Below are 18,267 nucleotides of genomic sequence, written 5' to 3'. Positions count from 1 at the left end.
TACGGCGTCGCGGGCCGGGTCCGCGTCACGCGGTCGAAAACCTCGGTAACCTTGGCGACATGCCCGAACGCCGCACAGTCGCCCTTGTCACGCTTGGATGCGCCCGCAACGAGGTGGATTCCGAGGAACTCGCCGGGCGTCTGGAGGCCGACGGCTGGGAGCTGGTCCAGGACGCCGCCGACGCCGACGTCGCCGTGGTGAACACCTGCGGCTTCGTCGAGGCCGCCAAGAAGGACTCGGTCGACGCCCTGCTGGAGGCCAACGACCTCAAGGGCCACGGCCGCACCCAGGCCGTGGTCGCGGTCGGCTGCATGGCCGAGCGTTACGGCAGGGAACTCGCCGAGGCGCTGCCCGAGGCCGACGCGGTACTCGGCTTCGACGACTACGCGGACATCACCGACCGCCTGCAGACCATCCTGGCCGGCGGCCACCACACCTCGCACGCCCCCCGGGACCGGCGCAAGCTGCTGCCGCTCAGCCCGGTCGAGCGGCAGCAGGCCGCGGGCGCCGGTGCGGTGGCGGTCCCCGGCCACGGCGCCGAGCCGGTCGCCGACACGACGGTCGTCGACGAGAGCGCCGACGGCAACACGCCGATCCCCGACCTCCCGGACGGCGTCGCCCCGGCCTCCGGTCCGCGCATGCTGCGCCGCCGGCTCGACGACAGCCCGGTCGCCTCGGTCAAGCTGGCCTCCGGCTGCGACCGGCGCTGCAGCTTCTGCGCCATCCCCGCCTTCCGCGGCTCCTTCCTCTCGCGTCGTCCCTCGGACGTGCTGAACGAGACCCGCTGGCTGGCCGAGCAGGGTGTCCGCGAGGTGATGCTGGTCAGCGAGAACAACACCTCCTACGGCAAGGACCTCGGCGACATCCGGCTGCTGGAGACGCTGCTGCCGGAGCTGGCGGCGATCGAGGGCGTCGAGCGGATCCGGGTGAGCTACCTGCAGCCGGCCGAGATGCGTCCCGGCCTGATCGAGGCGCTCACCACCACCCCCGGGGTGATGCCGTACTTCGACCTGTCGTTCCAGCACTCGGCCGCCAACGTGCTGCGCCGGATGCGGCGGTTCGGCGACACCGACCGGTTCCTCACGCTGCTGGACGAGATCCGGGCCAAGGCCCCCGAGGCCGGCGCCCGCTCCAACTTCATTGTCGGCTTCCCCGGCGAGACCGAGGCCGACCTGGCGGAGCTGGAACGGTTCCTCACCCACGCCAGGCTCGACGCCATCGGCGTCTTCGGCTACTCCGACGAGGACGGCACCGAGGCCGCCGGCTACGAGGGCAAGCTGCCCGAGGACGTCGTGGCCGAGCGCCTGGCCCGGATCACCAGGCTCGCCGAGGAGATGACCGCGCAGCGCGCCGAGGAGCGGGTCGGCAGCGTGGTGACGGTCCTGGTCGAGTCCGTCGACGAGGACGAGGACGGCTCGGTGGTCGGCCGGGCCGCGCACCAGGCACCGGAGACCGACGGCATCACCTCGCTGACCGGCCCGCTCGACCACGTGCGGGTCGGCGACCTGGTCGAGGCCGTGGTGGTGGCGAGCGAGGGCGTCGACCTGATCGCGGAGGTCCGTGCGGTGGTCGGGGTGGACGCGTGATCCAAGGCGCCGAGGGGGGAGCCAGAGCCGCCGGGGCCGCCGGAGGCGCCGCGGGAGCGCATCCGTCGCGCCCCGACGGCGCCGCGGCCGCGGCCGGAGCGCGCCCGGCGCCGAGCCTGTGGAACATCCCCAATCTGCTGACCATGCTGCGGCTGCTGATCGTCCCGGTCTTCGCCGCGCTGCTGCTGGCGAACGGCGGGCACGATCCCAAATGGCGCGCGGTCGCCTGGGCCTCGTTCGCCATCGCCATGATCACCGACCTGTTCGACGGCGAGCTGGCCCGGCGGATGGATCTGGTCAGCGACTTCGGCAAGATCGCGGACCCGATCGCGGACAAGGCGATCATGGGTACCGCGCTGGTGGCCCTCTCCGCGCTGGGCGACCTGCCCTGGTGGGTGACCATCGTGATCCTCACCCGGGAGATCGGGATCACCCTGATGCGTTTCTGGGTGATCCGGCACGGGGTGATCCCGGCCAGCCGCGGCGGCAAGCTGAAGACGCTCACCCAGGGAATCGCCGTGGGCATGTACGTGTTGGTGCTGACCGGGCCGCTGGCCGGCGCGCGTGCCTGGGTGATGGGGCTCGCGGTGGTCCTCACCGTGGTCACCGGTCTCGACTACGTCCGGCAGGCGGTGGTGCTGCGGCGCGCGGGCCTGGCCAGGGAGCGTGCCGGGAGCGCGCGGGAGAACCACGGGAAGCAGGAGGAGGCGGCGGGATGAGCGTGGAGCCGACGCCGACTCCGGCCGCGCGGGCACTGCGCCGGCTGGAACAGCTGGGCGCGACCGTGGCCGTGGCGGAGTCGCTCACCGGTGGCCTGGTGGCCGGCTGGTTCGTCGACGTCCCGGGTGCCTCGCGGAGCTTCCGCGGGTCGGTGACCGCCTATGCGACCGATCTCAAAGGCTCGGTCCTCGGCGTGGACCGCTCCCTGCTCGACCAGCGCGGCGCGGTGGACCCGGAGGTGGCCGTGCAGATGGCCCAGGGCGTGCGGCGGCTGATGGGCGCGGACTACGGGGTGGCGACCACCGGTGTGGCCGGACCCGAACCGCAGGACGGCAAGGCGGTGGGCACCGCCTACGTCGCCGTGGCCGGACCGGACGCAGTGCTGACCGTTTCGCTGGCCGAGCCCGGGACCCGCGAGCAGGTCCGGAGCGCTGCCGCGGCGGCCGCCGTGGAACTGCTGTGCCAGGTTCTGGACCGTGCTTCGGACCGGGTTGCGGGTTAGTGATGGCGTTCCCACCGGGCATAAGAACAAGTAGGGAACCGCGAAGATCGAGCGTCCATACCGCGAACGGCAGGGGAGGGGCTATGGATACAGCCCAGAGTGAACACGACCAGGCTCCCCGCACGCGACGCGGGCCAAGCGGTACGGTGGGGCAGTGACGTCTCGAGCCGCGGTCCAAGGAGGGAGCCACCGATGATCCTGCTCCGTCGTCTGTTGGGTGACGTGCTGCGTCGGCAGCGCCAGCGCCAGGGCCGCACCCTGCGCGAGGTCTCTGCTGCCGCACGGGTCTCGCTGGGCTACCTCTCCGAGGTGGAGCGCGGCCAGAAGGAAGCGTCCTCCGAACTGCTCTCCGCCATCTGTGACGCCTTGGACGTGCGGATGTCCGAGGTCATGCGCGAGGTCAGCGACGAGCTGTCGCTCGCCGAGCTGGCCGCCAGCGAGCCGGTACGCCCGGTCCTGGTCGAGCCCGTCCCGGTACCCGCGGGTGCGCCCGACCGAATGCCGTCCCTGGTACCCAAGGCCAGCGCGATGGACGTCGTCGCGGCCTGACTGCACGGTGTGTGGCGCCGGTGCCCCGCGTGTTCTCCAGCGGGAGCCACCGGCGCACTCCGTTTCCGGCCTGCCCCGCTTTCCGGCCTGCGCTGAGCTCTGCGGCGTCCGGGCGGAATGTCGGTTTGTCGCTACGATGAAACTTCTGTCCTGTCGCCTGCCGGGATCGCGAGGTGTTCGTCCGTGAGGCTGCCCGCCCTTCCGCGCCGCAGCCCGCTGCTGTGGGGTGTGTCACTTCTGCTGAGCGCCGCCCTGTGGGCGCTGCTGCTCTCCGGTCTGCTGGGCGGTGGTCTGCTGGACGGCGACGCCGGCGTGGGCCTGCTCTTCGCCGGCGGCTGGACGCTGACGCTGCTGCCGGTGCACAGCGCCCGCTTCCGTCCGCGCGCGAAGCGGCCCCGGCCTCGCGGCTGACCGCCCGGGGGCGAGGAGCTAGGCGCGCAGCCGGAGGCCGCGCGGCGTGGGGTGGAAGCCGGCCGTCTCGAACGCCCCGCTGAGCGGGGAGGTCAGCGCCGGCTCGCCGTTGATCCGTTCGATGGTGAGCGCCGGGAGGCTGCCGTCCTGCGAGGCACGGGTCAGTGCGGTGGCGGCGTGCCGCAGCGAGTCCGGGTCGGTGAGCCACGCGAGCATGGACCTGCCGCCGCGCTCCAGGTAGCAGGCGAGCTCGCCGTCCAGCAGCACCACCAGGGAGCCGGCCTTGCGGCCCGGCTTGTGGCCGACCGATGGGCCCGCCGGGGACTCGGGCCAGGGCAGAGCGGCCCCGTAGGCGTTGGCGGGGTCGGCGGCGGCCAGCACGAAGGCCGACGGGCCGCCGTCCCGGCCGGACGGCACCGCGGACTCCAGGGCGTTGTTCACCGCCCGAAGCCGGTCGATGGCCCCGTCACCGGCGAACTGGGCCGCGCCGAGCCCCTCGACCACGTAGCCGCGCCGGGTCCTGCCGTTCTCCTCGAAGGCCGAGAGCACCCGGTAGACCGCGGCGAAGCCGCCGGCGGCCCGCTCCGCCTGCACCGCGCCGCGGGTGACCACACCGTGGCGGTCCAGCAGGGTCTGCGCCAGCGCGTGGGCGCGCTGGGTCGGATCGGCCGGCCGCCCCGGCAGCAGCGACCAGCGCCCGGCGGTGGTCGGGTCGGTGGCGGCGCGGGGTGTCGGCCTGCCGGTGCCGTACCGGCCGCGCGGGACGGCCCTGGGCGCCCGGTGGGCGGTGGAGCCCGCGGTGCGCCCGGAACCGAGCAGGGCGCGCAGCGGGCCCAGGGTGTCATTGCTCAGGTGCCCGGCCCAGGTCAGGTCCCACAGTGCGGTGGCCAGCTCGGCGCGGGTGGCGGTGAGGCCCTGCCGGCCCACCTCCTCGGCGATCTGACGCTCGAACAGGCCGTACCCGGGCGCCAGTGCGGCCAGTATCGCCCGGTGCAGCGGGCCGGTCTCCAGCGGCAGCGGGGCGGCCAGCAGCAGCGGCGCGCTGTCGGCCGGGCAGAGTGCGATCCAGCCGTCCTTGCCGGGCAGTGCCCCAGCGCCGGTCCAGAGCACCTCGCCGGCGCTGGTCAGCTCGTCCAGCATGCCCGGGTGGTAGTCGGCTACCCGGGACGGCAGCACCATCCGCTCCAGCGCGGACGCGGGCACCAGCGCGCCCTGCAACTGCTCGACCGCCCGGAGCAGCCCGTCGATGCCGCGCAGCCGGTGGCTGCCCAGATGCTGCCACTGCGGCAGGTACGCGGCGAGGGCGCGCGGCGGCACCGGCTCGACCTCGTGCCGCAGGGCGGCCAGTGAGCGCCGCCGTAGCCGCCGCAGCACCTCGGCGTCGCACCACTCGGCGCCGGTGCCGCCGGGGCGGAACTCGCCCTGGACCAGGCGTCCGGTCGCGGCCAGCCGCTGCAGTGCGCCCTGGACCACGGCCGGGCCGAGGCCGAAGCGGGCGGCGGTGTCGGCGACGGTGAACGGGCCGTGGGTGCGGGCGTGACGGGCCAGCAGATCGCCGAGCGGCTCCCTGACCGGCTCGGTGAAGGCCTCCGGGACGCCGACCGGCAGGGGGGTGCCCAGCGCGTCGCGCAACCGCCCGGCGTCCTCGACCGCGGCCCAGCGCTGTTCACCGGCGATCCTGACCTCGATGATCCGGCGCGCGGCGGCCAGCTCGGCGGGCCAGTCGGGGGCGCAGCCGCGTTCGGCGAGTTCGGCCGGTGAGAGCGGGCCGAGCAGCCGCAGCGCGTCGGCCAGGCCCTCGGTGTCCCTGATCCGGCGCTCCGGGGTGAGCCGCTGCAACTCGGCCTCCAGTTCGGCCAGCGCGGCCGGGTCGAGCAGCTCGCGCAGCTCGGCCTGGCCCAGCAGTTCGGCCAGCAGCCGGGAGTCCAGGGCCAGGGCGGCCGCGCGGCGCTCGGCGAGCGGGGAGTCGCCCTCGTAGAGGAACTGGGCGACGTAGCCGAAGAGCAGCGAGCGGGCGAACGGCGACGGCTCCGGTGTGGTGACCTCGACCAGGCGGACCCGGCGGGACTCGATGTCCCGCATCAGCTCGACCAGGCCCGGTACGTCGAAGACGTCCTGCAGGCACTCGCGGACCGCCTCCAGCACGATCGGGAAGGAGCCGAACTCGCTGGCGACCTGCAGCAGCTGGGCGGAGCGCTGGCGCTGCTGCCAGAGCGGGGTGCGACGGCCGGGGCTGCGCCGGGGCAGCAGCAGCGCGCGGGCGGCGCACTCGCGGAACCGGGCGGCGAACAGGGCGGAGCCGCCGACCTGGTCGGTGACGGTCTGTTCGATCTGTTCCGGGTCGAAGACGGTGGCCTCCGCGCCGATCGGCGCCTCGTCGGCGGCGGTGGCCGGTACGGAGCCGGCGTCGGGGCCGCCGTCGGTGCCGGAGGTGGTCCGGGGGTCGGTCCCGGGGTCGGGGAAGTCCCTCGGGTCCAGGTCCGGAAAGTCCATCATGTCGGCGTCCGGCAGCCGCAGCACGATGCCGTCGTCGGCGTGCATCACCTGTGCGTCCAGGCCGTGCTTCTCGGCCAGCCGGGCGCCGAGCGCCAGGGCCCAGGGGGCGTGCACCTGGGCCCCGAACGGGGAGTGCACCACCACGCGCCAGTCGCCCAGCTCGTCGCGGAAGCGCTCCACCACGATGGTCCGGTCGTCCGGGAGGTGGCCGGTGGCCTTCCGCTGCTCGGCCAGGTAGGCGAGCAGATTGGACGCGGCCCAGTCGTCCAGTCCCGCCGCCCGCAGCCGGGTGGTCGCCCGCTCCGGGGTCAGCCCGCCGAGCTCGCGCAGGAATCCGCCGACGGCCCGGCCGAGCTCCAGCGGCCGGCCGAGCGAGTCGCCGTGCCAGAACGGCAGCTTCCCGGGGACGCCCGGGGCGGGGGAGACCAGCACCTGGTCATGGGTGATGTCCTCGATCCGCCAGGAGGTGGTGCCCAGGGTGAACACGTCGCCGACCCGCGACTCGTACACCATCTCCTCGTCCAGCTCGCCGACCCGGCCACCGCCCTTGCGGCGCCCGCCGGTGCCGCCGCCATCGCCGTCGGTCTTTCCGCCGCCCGCGCCGTGCCCGGCCAGGAAGACGCCGAACAGGCCGCGGTCCGGAATGGTGCCGCCGGAGGTGACCGCCAGCCGCTGCGCACCGGGCCGGCCGGTGACGGTACCGGCCACCCGGTCCCAGACGACGCGCGGGCGCAGCTCGGCGAAGGCGTCCGAGGGGTAGCGGCCGGCCAGCATGTCCAGGACCGCCTCGAACGCGGACTGCGGCAGGGCGGCGAAAGGAGCCGCGCGGCGCACCACCGCGAGCAGCTCGTCCACGTCCCAGACGTCCAGCGCGGTCATCGCGACGATCTGCTGGGCCAGCACGTCCAGGGGGTTGCGCGGGACCCGCAGCGACTCGATGGCGCCGGCGCGCATCCGCTCGGTGACCACGGCGGACTGCACCAGGTCGCCCCGGTACTTGGGGAAGACGACGCCGGTGGACACCGCCCCGACCTGGTGTCCGGCCCGGCCGACGCGCTGCAGGCCGGAGGCCACCGAAGGGGGTGACTCGACCTGGACGACCAGGTCGACGGCGCCCATGTCGATGCCCAGCTCCAGACTGGAGGTGGCCACCACGGCCGGCAGCCGGCCGGACTTCAGCTGCTCCTCGACGTCGGCGCGCTGCTCCTTGGAGACCGAGCCGTGGTGTGCGCGCGCCAGCACCGGAGGGGCTCCGTGGGCGACGCCCGCCTGCGCCATCAGCTGCGCCGGGGCGTGCGACTGAGGCGGGGACTCGCCGGTGGCGCGCTGCTGGGCGATCTCGTTGAGCCGGCCGCAGAGGCGCTCGGCGAGGCGGCGGGAGTTGGCGAAGACGATGGTGGAGCGGTGCGCCTGGACCAGGTCGGCGATGCGCTCCTCGACATGCGGCCAGATGGAGGCGTTGCGCTCGGGCTCATCGGCGTCGGGCCGGCCGCCGGACAGTTCGCCGAGGTCCTCGACCGGGACCACCACCGACAGGTCGAAGCGCTTCTCGGACGGCGGCTGAACGATCGTCACCTTGCGCTGCGGGCTGAGGAACCGGGCCACCTCGTCGACCGGGCGCACGGTCGCGGACAGGCCGATCCGGCGCGCAGGGACGGTCAGCAGCCGGTCCAGCCGTTCCAGCGAGAGCGCCAGATGCGCGCCGCGCTTGGTCCCGGCCACGGCGTGGACCTCGTCGAGGATCACCGTGTCCACACCGCGCAGCGCCTCACGGGCGGCGGAGGTGAGGATCAGGAACAGCGACTCCGGGGTGGTGATCAGGACGTCCGGTGGACGGGTGGCGAAGCGGCGCCGCTCGGCCGGGGGAGTGTCGCCCGAACGGATGCCGACCTCGATCTCCGGCTCGGGCAGGCCCAGCCGGACCGCCGCCTGGCGCAGCCCGGCGAGCGGGGCGCGCAGATTGCGCTGCACGTCCACGGCCAGTGCCTTGAGTGGCGACACGTAGACCACCCGGCAGCGCTTCACCGCCTCGGCCGGCGGCGGGGTGACCGAGAGCCGGTCCAGTGCGGACAGGAAGGCCGCGAGCGTCTTGCCGGAGCCGGTCGGGGCCACCACCAGCACGTCGGAACCCTCGCTGATGGCCTGCCAGGCCCCGGCCTGGGCGGCGGTGGGCGCCGGGAACGCGCCGCTGAACCAGGCGCGCGCGGGCGCGCCGAAGCCCGCCAGCGGGTCGCGCTCGGCGGGACGGGGAGGGGTGCGGTCGGCCATGCCCCCCATGGTGCACCGCCGCACTGACAACGCGGCCGCGCCGGCGACCCGGCCGACCGGCGGGCCAGCTGCGGACGTACGCGGGTGCGGGAAGCGGGATCCGATATCAGCTCATATCGTAATTAATATCCCCGCCCTGGCTCGGGGGCCGGCGAGGCAGGGAGGCATGGGTGCGGCAGCAGCGCTGGAGTCATGCCGTGGTGTTCGGCCGGTGCACCGTGGTGCTGCTGGTGGTCGGACTGCTACTGAGCGGCGCGGTGCCGTATGTCGGCGGGAGTGCGCAGCCGGCTCTGAGCTATCTGGTGCTGGGGCGGGACCCGGGGGCGGCCGGCGCGATCGCGGCCGGTTCGGCCGTCCGCGCCGCCGGGGGCCGGCTGGTGCGCGAGTACCCGCAGATCGGCGTGGCCCTCGGCTACGGTTCCGGGACGGACTTCGTGGCCCGGGTGCGCAGCGCCCCCGGCGTGCTCGGGGCGGGTGCGACCAGGACCGCACCGCTGCCCGACGCGGGGACCGGCCTCGGCGGCAACGCGGCCGGCGTGCCGCAGCCGCCCACCCCCGCGTCGACCGCCCACGCGGCAGCCCGGGGTGACGCGGCTCGCGGGGGCGTGGCGGGCGGTGACGCCGGACCGGCCCGCGGTCCGGCTGACGACATCCCCGCCGCTCCCGACCCGCACGGTCGGCAGCAGTGGAACCAGCGGATGGTGACCGTGCTGGCGGGGGCCCGGGGCCGGGCCGCCGCCGCCCTGGCGTCGAGCCTGCACGGAGTGGTCGTGGCGGTGCTGGACTCGGGGGTCGACGACACCCATCCGGACCTGCGCGGCGCCGTCGACCCGAACCGCTCGGCCGCCTGCGTGGACGGCACCCCCGACACCCGCCCCGGTGCGTGGCGGCCCGACCCGTCGGTCGGCGAGAGCGGACACGGCACCCATGTCAGCGGCATCATCGGCGCGAACCGTGCCGGCGACGGGGTGGCCGGGGTCGCCGCCGGGGTGCGGATCGCCGCGGTGCGGCTGCTCGGCTCAGCCGGTCAGTACTACGGCGAGAACCTGGTCTGCGGCTTCCTCTGGGCCGCCGACCACGGCGCCCGGGTGATCAACAACAGCTACTTCGCCGACCCGTGGAAGTACAACTGCCCGGAGGACCCGGACCAGGCCGCCGTCACCGCCGCCGTCGGCCGGGCCGTCGCGTACGCCCAGAGCAGGGGCGCGGTGGTGGTCGCCTCGGCCGGGAACGACGCCCAGGACCTCGGCGCGGCCAGGACGGACGACCGCAGCCCCAACGACAGGCCCCAAGGGGTGGCTCCGCGGACCAGGCGGCTGGGGCCGGAGTGCGTCCGGCTCCCCGGCGGGCTGCCCGGCGTCCTGGACGTCACCGCGGTGGACGCCGACGGCAGCCTTGCCGGGTACTCCAACTGGGGGCAGCGGCGGGTGCAGTTGGCCGCGCCCGGCGGCGACCCCGACGGTGGCACCGACCAGGCCGTGGTCTCGGACTGGCCGGGCGGCGGGTACGCCGCGCTGGCGGGTACGTCGATGGCGGCCGCGCACGTGAGTGCGGCGGCGGCGGTGGAGGCGGCGCTGCATCCGGCCGCTGGATCGGCGGAGCTGGCACGGTTGCTGGAGCAGTCGGCACTGCCGATGGACTGCCCTTCCGGCCAGGTCGGCGGGTCCGGCTGCCCCGGCGCGGCGTACTACGGCTACGGCCTGGTCGAGCGCCCGACCCAGTAGCGCGGTGCCGTCCGCCGCGGGCTCCCGTCCGGTGACTACGGGCCGGGTGCGGCGATCACCAGGGTGATGTAGCCGAGGAACACCCGGGTGACCTCGGCGTGCATCGCCGGCCGTTCCTCCGGGGTGACGGCCATGATCAGCGGCAGCAGGCCCTTGAACGTCATCGCCGTGACGTGCGCCGCGCGATTCAGGGTCTCCGCGGAGAGCTGTGGGGCCAGCGCGGCGATCAGCGCCGTGACCTCGGCCACCATCGCCGCGTGCAACGGCGCATGGGCGTCGGCCAGTCGCTGCGGTACGTCCGGGCCCATGAACAGCACCGGGCAGGCCGGGTTCTCCACATGGAACCGGTACAGCGGTTCGAGTACCCGCTCCAGCAACTGGTCCAGCGGCAGTTCGGTCAGCCCCGGCACGAGCATGAGCTGCGTGAGCTCGTGCAGCTGCACGGCGAAGCGCTCGGCCAGGGCGTCGGCCATGGCGTCCTTGTTGGGGAAGTACTGGTACAGCGTGCCGGGGGAGACGCCCGCGCGGGCCGCGATGGCGTTGGTCGTGGTGGCGGAGTAGCCGAACTCGGCGAACACCGCCCCGGCGGCGTCCAGCAGCTCGGCGATGCGGCGCTCGCCGCGTGCCTGTCGCCGCCTGGGCGCGGCCTCGGTCCCGCTCTGCGTCATCGCTTCCTCCCGCCGTGCCGCTGTGGCTGCCGTCCTGGCGCTGATCTCGGGCAAGTCTAGGCTCGTTGACTAATGCGAGCGAGTGCTCGTATTCTCGGAGCAGATAACACGAGCTATCACTCGCATTATTGCGCACTTCGTCGTGCCCGTCCGCCGACGTCCCGCACACCTCCGGATCTCCCAACCTTTCAAGGGGACAGCCATGTCTGCCGTCACCGTCACCGAGCACGCTCCCGGGGAGGCGGCCGAAGCCGCGCCCGGGAGCAACCGCTGGTGGACCCTGGCGATCATCTCGATCGCCACCTTCATGCTGATGCTCGACCTCACCGTGGTGAACGTCGCCCTGCCCGAGCTGCGCACCAGCCTCCACGCCGGCTTCTCCGACCTGCAGTGGGTACTCGACGCCTATGCGCTGACCCTTGCCGCACTGCTGCTCACCGGTGGCTCGCTGGCCGACCGGCTGGGCCGCAAGCGGGTCTTCATCGCCGGATTCGCAATCTTCACCCTGTCCTCGCTGGCGGCGGGCGCCGCGCCCGGCATCCTCGAACTCAACCTCGCCCGCGGCGCCCAGGGCGTCGGTGCGGCCGTCCTGTTCGCGGTCGGCCCGGCGCTGCTCGGTCAGGAGTTCCGGGGCAAGGACCGGGCCATGGCCTTCGGGGTCTTCGGCGGGGTCTCCGGGCTGGCCATCGCGTTCGGGCCGCTGATCGGCGGCGGCCTGACCGACGGGCTCAGCTGGCGCTGGATCTTCTTCGTCAACGTCCCGATCGGGATCGTCGCGATGCTGCTGGGCGCGCTGCGGATCCGGGAGTCCGCCGAGCCCGGAGCGCACCGGGTGGACTGGGCCGGGGTCACCGTGTTCTCGGCCGCGCTGAGCCTGCTGGTCCTCGGCTTCCTGCGGGGTGAGGCGGAGGGCTGGACCAGCGCGCCCATCCTGGCCATGTTCACCGGCGCCGCCGCGCTGCTGGCGCTGTTCGTGGTGATCGAGCGCCGGGCCGGGGCCGACGCGATGCTCGACCTGAGCCTCTTCCGGATTCGCACCTTCATCGGCGTCTCGGCGGCGACCCTGTTCGCCAACGCCGCCGGGATGGCCACGATCTTCCTGCAGGTCTCCTATGTACAGAACGTTCTGGGCTACTCGCCGTGGGAGACCGGGCTGCGCTTCCTGCCACTGACGCTCACGCTCTTCGTGGCCGCCGCCGTCACCGGCAGCCTCACCGTCGTGGTGCCGCCGCGCGTGCTGATGGGGGTGTCGCTGACGCTGCTGGCCACCGGGCTGGCGCTGATCACCCTGGTCGGGGTGCACAGCTCGTGGACGGCGCTGCTGCCCAGCATGATCGTGACCGGCGCCGGGATGGGCATGTTCAACCCGCCCCGGGCGTCGCTGTCCATCGCCGTCGTCGAGCCCGGGCGGGCCGGGATGGCGGCCGGTATGGGCGAGACCTTCCAGCAGGTCGGCGTGGCGATCGGGATCGCCGCGTTCGGGGCGATGTTCCAGAACCGGGTCGCGAGTTCCTTCGCGGCCTCGGCCGCGGGCGGCCGACTCGGCTCGCAGGCGCAGGAGTTCGGCAAGGGCGTGGCGGCCGGGGCGGGCGACCAGCTGGCCCGGTCCCTGCCCCGGGGACTGGCCCAGCCGGTCGCCGAGGCGGCCCGGACCGCCTTCGTGCACGGCCTGGACCTGGTCGTGCTCTGCTGCGGCGGAGTCGCGGCGGTCGCCGCGCTGATCGGCTTCACGATGATCAGCCGCCGGGACCTGCACGAGAGCGCGCTCGCCGGAGCGGAGGCCGTGCCGCAGGCGGTGTGACCGATACTGGGGGACATGCGGCTGACGGAGTTCTGGAACAGGATGAACGCCCACTTCGGCCCGGCGTACGCGGAGAGCTTCGCCGGCGACCATGTGATGTCCGAGCTCGGTGGGCGGACCGTGCGGGAGGCGCTGGACGCCGGCTGGGAGGCGAAGGACGTGTGGCGCGTGGTGTGCACGTCGATGGACGTCCCGGCCGCGCTGCGCTGACCCGCGTGGTCCGCGCAGGGCCGGCTCCGGGGCGCTGTGACTGGGGAAGTCGCAGGTGGGAGCGGTGAGGGGTGGGAGTGAAGAGAAAACGGCGTGGCCTTGAGCGGTAATCGAACTGGCGTTCCCTATACTGGGGTGCAGCGAGTTATCCACAGGCCTACGCCCGGTCAGGGGTCGATTGTCAGTGGTGCGCGCTAGCGTCTTTCGTGATGAAGCGCTCAGCACAGACCCCCAGGACGGAATCCATGGCAGCGAACGACCGCGAGCGGGCCCTTGAGACCGCGCTCGCCCAGATTGAACGGCAGTTCGGCAAGGGCTCGGTGATGCGCCTCGGCGACGAGGCGCGGGCCCCGATCGAGGTCATCCCGACCGGCTCGATCGCACTGGACATCGCCCTCGGCGTCGGCGGCCTGCCGCGCGGCCGGGTGGTCGAGGTCTACGGTCCGGAGTCCTCCGGCAAGACCACGCTCACCCTGCACGCGGTCGCCAACGCGCAGAAGGCGGGCGGCATCGTCGCCTTCATCGACGCCGAGCACGCGCTCGACCCCGACTACGCCAAGAAGCTCGGCGTGGACACCGACGCCCTGCTGGTCTCCCAGCCGGACACCGGTGAGCAGGCGCTGGAGATCACCGACATGCTGATCCGCTCCGGCGCGGTCGACCTGATCGTGATCGACTCGGTGGCGGCGCTGGTGCCCCGCGCCGAGATCGAGGGCGAGATGGGCGACTCGCACGTCGGTCTGCAGGCCCGGCTGATGAGCCAGGCGCTGCGCAAGATCACCGGTGCGCTGAGCCAGTCCAAGACCACCGCGATCTTCATCAACCAGCTCCGTGAGAAGGTCGGCGTGATGTTCGGCTCCCCGGAGACCACCACCGGTGGCCGGGCGCTGAAGTTCTACGCCTCGGTGCGGCTGGACATCCGCCGGATCGAGACGCTGAAGGACGGCACCGAGGCGGTCGGCAACCGCACCCGGGTGAAGGTGGTCAAGAACAAGGTCGCCTCGCCGTTCAAGCAGGCCGAGTTCGACATCATCTACGGCCAGGGCATCAGCCGTGAGGGCGGACTGATCGACATGGGTGTGGAGCAGGGCTTCGTCCGCAAGGCCGGCGCCTGGTACACCTACGAGGGCGACCAGCTCGGCCAGGGCAAGGAGAACGCCCGCAACTTCCTGCGGGACAACCCGGACCTCGCCGACGAGATCGAGAAGAAGATCAAGGAGAAGCTGGGCGTCGGTCCGCGCCGCGTCGAGGGCGACGGCGAGCCCGTGGTCAAGGAGATCACCCCGGTCGTCAAGTCGGTCACCACCCGCGCCAGCAAGGCGAAGGCCGCCGCGGCCGCGGCCGCCGCCCCGGCGATTCCCGCCACCCCGGCCACGCCGGCCACCCCGGTGGCCGAGCCGGCCGAGCCGGTAACGGCGGCGAAGTCCTGACGGCCCGACGGCGATGACCGGGACATATCCGCAGCAGCCGGCGCGCGACGCCTGGGGGCCGCGCGACTGGTGTGCCAGCGGCGACGGTGGGGAGCAGTTCGAGCTGCTCCCCACCGACCCGGCGGCCGATCCGGATCCGGACCCGCACGGGGAGCCGGGCCCCGAGAGGGCTCCGGCCGAGCCGGCGGATCCGGCCGCGCGGGCGCGGGCGCTGTGCCTGCGGCTGCTGACCGGATCACCGCGAACCCGCCGTCAGCTGGTCGACGCCATGCGCAAGCGCGAACTGCCGGAGGAGGTCATCGACGAGGTCCTCTCCCGCTACGAGGAGGTCGGGCTGATCGACGACGCCGCCTTCGCCGACGCCTGGGTGGAGTCGCGGCAGCGCAGCCGGGGGCTGGCCCGCCGGGCGCTGTCCAGGGAACTGCGCAGCCGGGGTGTCGACGCCGCGGTGGTCGCCGAGGCGGTGGACCGGCTCGACCCGGAGCAGGAAGCCGAGACGGCGCGGGAGCTGGTGCGCCGCAAGCTCCGTTCCACGCGGGGGCTGGACCGCCAGGTCCGGATCCGCCGGCTCGCCGGGATGCTCGCCCGGCGCGGCTATCCCGAGGGGCTGGCCCTGCGCGTGGTGCGCGAGGCGGTGGACGCGGACCGGGCCGAGCACGAGGAGGCCGGGTACGAGCGCGAGAAGTCCGCTTGGTCCGAGGACGAGGAGTGACCGGCCTCATGACGAGTGGTCAGGACGATCGCCATCTTGACCATTTCGTAACCTGGACCTAGCCTCGCAACCAGTGCGGGATCACTCCGGGCACTTCGGAGCAGGGAAGCCTGCAGGGGAGGTCCGATGGAGATCGCGCTCTTCGTGCTGTCCGCTCTCGTTCTGGCGGCAGCCGTGCTCACCGTCGGTGGATCCCGCCTGAGACGCAGCCGCGAGGAGCTCCGCCGACTGCATGACGAGTGGGAGCGACGCGAGCAGCGTAACGCCGAGCGCGAGATCCGGCTGGACGAGGAACAGCGCCGGCTGCATGCCTCCGCGATCGAGGCCGCCGAGGCCCAGGCGGTCCTGGTCCGCCGGCGTGAGGAGTTGCGCGCAGCGGCCGTCCTCGCCGAGTCCGAGCAGCGGCTGGCCCTGGAGCGGGTGGCCGGGCTCACCTCCGCGCAGGCCAGGGCCGAGGTGGTGCGTGCGGCCGAGGAGCAGGCCAAGCGCGACGCGGTGCGGATCGTCCGCGAGATCGAGCGCGCGGCGCGGGCCGACGGCGAGGCGCGGGCCCGCGACATCGTCGCCACAGCGGTGCAGCGGCTGGCCGCGGCGCAGACCGCCGACGTGGTGGTGACGGCGGTGGCGCTGCCGGCGGATGACATGAAGGGCCGCATCATCGGCCGCGAGGGGCGCAACATCCGCTCCTTCGAGGCGGTCACCGGGGTCAACCTGGTGATCGACGAGACCCCGTCCTCGGTGCTGCTGTCCTGCTTCGACCCGGTGCGCAGGGAGGTCGCCCGGCTCACCCTGGAGGCCCTGATCGCGGACGGGCGGATCCACCCGCTGCGGATCGAGGAGGAGTACGCGCGCAGCCTGGTCGAGGTGGAGCGGCTCTGCGCCAGGGCCGCCGAGGACGCCCTAGCCGAGGTGGGGGTCGGCGACCTGCACCCCGAACTGCTGCGCCTGCTCGGCCGCCTGCGCTACCGCACCTCCTACGGCCAGAACGTGCTCGGACATCTGGTGGAGTCCGCGCACCTGGCCGGGATGATGGCCGCCGAACTGCGGGTGGACCCGGTGCTGGTCAAGCGCTGCACGTTGCTGCACGACGTCGGCAAGGCGCTGACCCACGAGGTCGAGGGCAGCCACGCGGTGGTCGGCGCGGAACTGGCCCGCCGCTACGGCGAGTCGGAGGAGGTCGTGCACGCCATAGAGGCGCACCACAACGAGGTCGATCCGCGGACCGTCGAGGCGGTGCTGACCCAGGCGGCGGACGCCTGCTCGGGCGGCCGCCCCGGGGCCCGGCGGGAGTCGTTGGAGCTGTTCGCGCGCAGGCTGGAGCGACTGGAGCAGATCGCCCGCCGACACCAGGGGGTGCACAAGGTCTTCGCCATGCAGGCCGGCCGCGAGGTCCGGGTGATGGTCCTGCCGGAGGCCGTGGACGACCTCCAGGCGCAGGTCATCGCCAGGGACGTGGCCAAGCAGGTGGAGGAGGAGCTGACCTATCCGGGGCAGATCCGGATCACGGTGATCCGTGAGAGCCGGGCCACCGAGTTCGCCCGCTGACCGCTCGCCCGCTGACCGCTCGGTCCTGACCGCTCGGCCCTGACCGGGCGATGTCCGCCGGTCCGGTGGTGCCCCCTGCGAAGCCGAGCTGTCAGCCCGGACGGTGCGCCCCCGGACGGTTTGGCCCTGTGTGGCTCGGTGCCGCGTCATTGGCTGTCGGGGCGGTCGCCGATCGCGGCGATCGAGGGGTGCGGGACGGACGGGCGGCCCGGGACGGGCGGCGTCACCGGGAGGCCGGCCGCCGCCCAGCCCTGGAAGCCGCCGACCAGGTCGGTGGCCCGGCGCAGTCCCAGCGCCTGCAGTGAACGGGCCGCAAGGCTGGAGGCGTAGCCCTCGTTGCAGACCACGACCACCGGCAGATCGTGCCGGGTGGCCTGCGGGATCCGGTGCGCGCTGTGCGGATCCAGCCGCCACTCCAGTTCGTTGCGCTCCACGATCACCGCCCCGGGGATGACGCCGTCCCGGTCGCGCAGCGCGCCGTAGCGGATGTCGACCAGCAGCGCTCCTTCGTCCTCCACGGCCCGTGCGGCCTGATCCGGCGTCAGCCGGTGCAGGTGGGCCCGCTCCCGGTCCAGCAGTTCGTCCACCCCGAGGGGAAGGTTCACGGTCACCACTCCGCCGGCAGTTCGACCAGGGCGAGTCGCAGCACATCGCCGGTGCGGGCGTAGCGCCGCACGCTGGGCAGCGGCGGGTAGTAGGCGTGCACCGAGACGGCGTGCTCCTGCTCGGAGGCGTTGACCACCTGGTGCACATGGTGCGGTCCGAACGACCGGCCCCGGCCGGTCGGGAGGCTCCGGCGGCGGTCCACCCCCTGCTCCAGTTCCAGGCTGCGCCAGCCGGCGGTGGGGATGGGCAGTCCGAGGGAGAGCTCGCTGAGTTCGCCGCTGGCCGTGACGAAGGCGCCGCTGGAACCGCCGTGGTCGTGCCAGCCGGTCTCCGAGCCCGGTGGCCAGCCGATCAGCCAGGCCTCGCTGCCCATCGGCCCGTCCACGCGCAGCCAGGTGCGCTCGGTCGGATCGATGCGGAGCCGGGCCAGTGCGCCGGGGTCGGCCGCTGTCCGTCTGGCGAAGTCGAGCAGGTCGCCGAGCGTGGGCGCGAGCCGGCGGGTGGGCGCGGGACTGCGGGAGTGGGTGATCGACATGTGGCGTCCCTGGGGTACGGGTGCGGTACGGGGCGAAGGGGGAGAGCGGCACTGCGGGAGCAAGGGGCGGCGACCGCGGACCGGGCCGGAGCGAGTGCGGGCGGAGGGATGGACGCGCGACGGTACGGCGACCCGCGCCACGGCACCGGAGGGGCCGGGACGGACGGAGAGGTGCTGAACCGGCGGCAGACGGTGCCGCCACGGACGGTGCCGCGACGGTGAGGTGGGCGCAGCGGATCGGGATGATCCCGGATGATCGCCCGTTGCCAGGCCGTTGCCGACACAGGGTCGGCGCCGCACGCGAGGCCCTCGCCGACGTGGGTGCCGGCGCCGGCACGAGGTCAGCGCCGCGATGTCAGCGGTGACGGCGGAGCGGTGCCGAGGGTGATCCGGGAAGCGGAAGGCCGGTCAGGCGGGTGTACAGAGCGCGCCCAGGTACCGGACCAGGTCCAGGTGGGCACGACGCACCAGGCGCACAACGGTCATTCCGAGGGCAGGCAGCGT

At 73.7% G+C, this 18,267-nt stretch carries 15 protein-coding genes; 11 read left to right on the top strand and 4 right to left on the bottom strand.

Annotated features, from left to right (window positions below):
- Positions 1-59 precede the first annotated feature (59 nt).
- From rimO to ABH925_RS04090, 5 genes are all read left to right on the top strand, one after another.
- The gene (gene rimO / locus ABH925_RS04110; protein ID WP_370145386.1) at positions 60-1,586 is read left to right on the top strand and encodes a 30S ribosomal protein S12 methylthiotransferase RimO; all 1,527 of its coding nucleotides are present in this window, start codon (positions 60-62) and stop codon (positions 1,584-1,586) included.
- Positions 1,583-2,305 carry a CDP-diacylglycerol--glycerol-3-phosphate 3-phosphatidyltransferase gene (gene pgsA, locus ABH925_RS04105; protein WP_370145385.1) on the top strand — a complete coding sequence of 241 codons (723 nt, stop codon included), beginning with the start codon at positions 1,583-1,585 and terminating at the stop codon, positions 2,303-2,305. The genes rimO and pgsA overlap by 4 nt, the downstream gene beginning before the upstream one ends.
- The gene (locus ABH925_RS04100) at positions 2,302-2,808 is read left to right on the top strand and encodes a CinA family protein (RefSeq protein ID WP_370145384.1); all 507 of its coding nucleotides are present in this window, start codon (positions 2,302-2,304) and stop codon (positions 2,806-2,808) included. Before pgsA ends, ABH925_RS04100 begins: the two co-directional genes overlap by 4 nt.
- A 192-nt stretch (positions 2,809-3,000) precedes the next feature.
- Entirely contained in the window at positions 3,001-3,357 is a 357-nt protein-coding gene (locus ABH925_RS04095; RefSeq protein ID WP_370145382.1) for a helix-turn-helix domain-containing protein, read from the top strand.
- Positions 3,358-3,540: 183 nt separating this feature from the next.
- Positions 3,541-3,768, top strand: a complete 228-nt coding sequence (locus ABH925_RS04090) for a hypothetical protein (RefSeq protein WP_370145381.1) — start codon at positions 3,541-3,543, stop codon at positions 3,766-3,768.
- A gap of 18 nt (positions 3,769-3,786) precedes the next feature.
- Here ABH925_RS04090 and ABH925_RS04085 read toward each other — a convergent pair whose 3' ends face one another.
- Positions 3,787-8,532 (bottom strand): DEAD/DEAH box helicase, encoded by a 4,746-nt coding sequence (locus ABH925_RS04085; protein WP_370145380.1) that lies wholly within the window; start codon positions 8,530-8,532, stop codon positions 3,787-3,789.
- A 170-nt stretch (positions 8,533-8,702) separates the two neighbouring features.
- Between ABH925_RS04085 and ABH925_RS04080 the strand changes: the two genes are divergently transcribed.
- Positions 8,703-10,256, top strand: a complete 1,554-nt coding sequence (locus ABH925_RS04080) for a S8 family serine peptidase (protein WP_370145379.1) — start codon at positions 8,703-8,705, stop codon at positions 10,254-10,256.
- A gap of 35 nt (positions 10,257-10,291) precedes the next feature.
- On the opposite strand, the gene ABH925_RS04075 is transcribed toward ABH925_RS04080, so the two are convergent.
- On the bottom strand, positions 10,292-10,924 hold the full coding sequence (locus ABH925_RS04075) for a TetR/AcrR family transcriptional regulator (RefSeq protein ID WP_370145378.1): 633 nt from the start codon (positions 10,922-10,924) through the stop codon (positions 10,292-10,294).
- A gap of 202 nt (positions 10,925-11,126) precedes the next feature.
- On the opposite strand from ABH925_RS04075, the gene ABH925_RS04070 reads away from it, so the two are divergent.
- The 5 genes from ABH925_RS04070 (at position 11,127) to rny (ending at position 16,622) form a co-directional block, all read left to right on the top strand.
- On the top strand, positions 11,127-12,725 hold the full coding sequence (locus ABH925_RS04070; protein WP_370145376.1) for an MFS transporter: 1,599 nt from the start codon (positions 11,127-11,129) through the stop codon (positions 12,723-12,725).
- Between the two features lie 15 nt (positions 12,726-12,740).
- On the top strand, positions 12,741-12,935 hold the full coding sequence (locus tag ABH925_RS04065; protein WP_370145375.1) for a DUF3046 domain-containing protein: 195 nt from the start codon (positions 12,741-12,743) through the stop codon (positions 12,933-12,935).
- Between the two features lie 245 nt (positions 12,936-13,180).
- Positions 13,181-14,365, top strand: a complete 1,185-nt coding sequence (gene recA, locus ABH925_RS04060; RefSeq protein ID WP_370145374.1) for a recombinase RecA — start codon at positions 13,181-13,183, stop codon at positions 14,363-14,365.
- A 13-nt stretch (positions 14,366-14,378) separates the two neighbouring features.
- Positions 14,379-15,077 (top strand): recombination regulator RecX, encoded by a 699-nt coding sequence (recX, locus tag ABH925_RS04055; RefSeq protein WP_370145372.1) that lies wholly within the window; start codon positions 14,379-14,381, stop codon positions 15,075-15,077.
- 126 nt (positions 15,078-15,203) lie between these two features.
- Positions 15,204-16,622, top strand: a complete 1,419-nt coding sequence (rny, locus tag ABH925_RS04050) for a ribonuclease Y (protein WP_370145370.1) — start codon at positions 15,204-15,206, stop codon at positions 16,620-16,622.
- 146 nt (positions 16,623-16,768) lie between these two features.
- Here the strand turns inward: rny and ABH925_RS04045 are convergent, their stop codons facing one another.
- Both ABH925_RS04045 and ABH925_RS04040 read right to left on the bottom strand, forming a co-directional pair.
- Positions 16,769-17,236, bottom strand: a complete 468-nt coding sequence (locus ABH925_RS04045; protein ID WP_370145369.1) for a rhodanese-like domain-containing protein — start codon at positions 17,234-17,236, stop codon at positions 16,769-16,771.
- Positions 17,230-17,763, bottom strand: coding sequence for a cysteine dioxygenase (locus ABH925_RS04040; RefSeq protein WP_370145368.1), 534 nt, complete (start codon positions 17,761-17,763; stop codon positions 17,230-17,232). Before ABH925_RS04040 ends, ABH925_RS04045 begins: the two co-directional genes overlap by 7 nt.
- Positions 17,764-18,267 lie beyond the last annotated feature (504 nt).

Source organism: Streptacidiphilus sp. EB129, from assembly GCF_041262645.1.
In the GTDB taxonomy this organism is placed as follows: Bacteria; Actinomycetota; Actinomycetes; order Streptomycetales; family Streptomycetaceae; genus Streptacidiphilus.
The sequence above is the reverse complement of the archived record's forward strand: the minus strand, read 5'-3'. Positions and strand labels throughout refer to the sequence as shown.

Excerpts from the sequence above, each read along its gene's own strand:
- rimO (WP_370145386.1), top strand. The coding sequence starts at position 60 with ATGCCCGAACGCCGCACAGTCGCCCTTGTCACGCTTGGATGCGCCCGC.
- ABH925_RS04100 (WP_370145384.1), top strand. The coding sequence starts at position 2,302 with ATGAGCGTGGAGCCGACGCCGACTCCGGCCGCGCGGGCACTGCGCCGG.
- ABH925_RS04095 (WP_370145382.1), top strand. The coding sequence starts at position 3,001 with ATGATCCTGCTCCGTCGTCTGTTGGGTGACGTGCTGCGTCGGCAGCGC.
- ABH925_RS04085 (WP_370145380.1), bottom strand. The coding sequence starts at position 8,532 with ATGGCCGACCGCACCCCTCCCCGTCCCGCCGAGCGCGACCCGCTGGCG.
- ABH925_RS04075 (WP_370145378.1), bottom strand. The coding sequence starts at position 10,924 with ATGACGCAGAGCGGGACCGAGGCCGCGCCCAGGCGGCGACAGGCACGC.
- ABH925_RS04070 (WP_370145376.1), top strand. The coding sequence starts at position 11,127 with ATGTCTGCCGTCACCGTCACCGAGCACGCTCCCGGGGAGGCGGCCGAA.
- ABH925_RS04065 (WP_370145375.1), top strand. The coding sequence starts at position 12,741 with ATGCGGCTGACGGAGTTCTGGAACAGGATGAACGCCCACTTCGGCCCG.
- recA (WP_370145374.1), top strand. The coding sequence starts at position 13,181 with ATGGCAGCGAACGACCGCGAGCGGGCCCTTGAGACCGCGCTCGCCCAG.
- recX (WP_370145372.1), top strand. The coding sequence starts at position 14,379 with ATGACCGGGACATATCCGCAGCAGCCGGCGCGCGACGCCTGGGGGCCG.
- rny (WP_370145370.1), top strand. The coding sequence starts at position 15,204 with ATGGAGATCGCGCTCTTCGTGCTGTCCGCTCTCGTTCTGGCGGCAGCC.
- ABH925_RS04040 (WP_370145368.1), bottom strand. The coding sequence starts at position 17,763 with ATGTCGATCACCCACTCCCGCAGTCCCGCGCCCACCCGCCGGCTCGCG.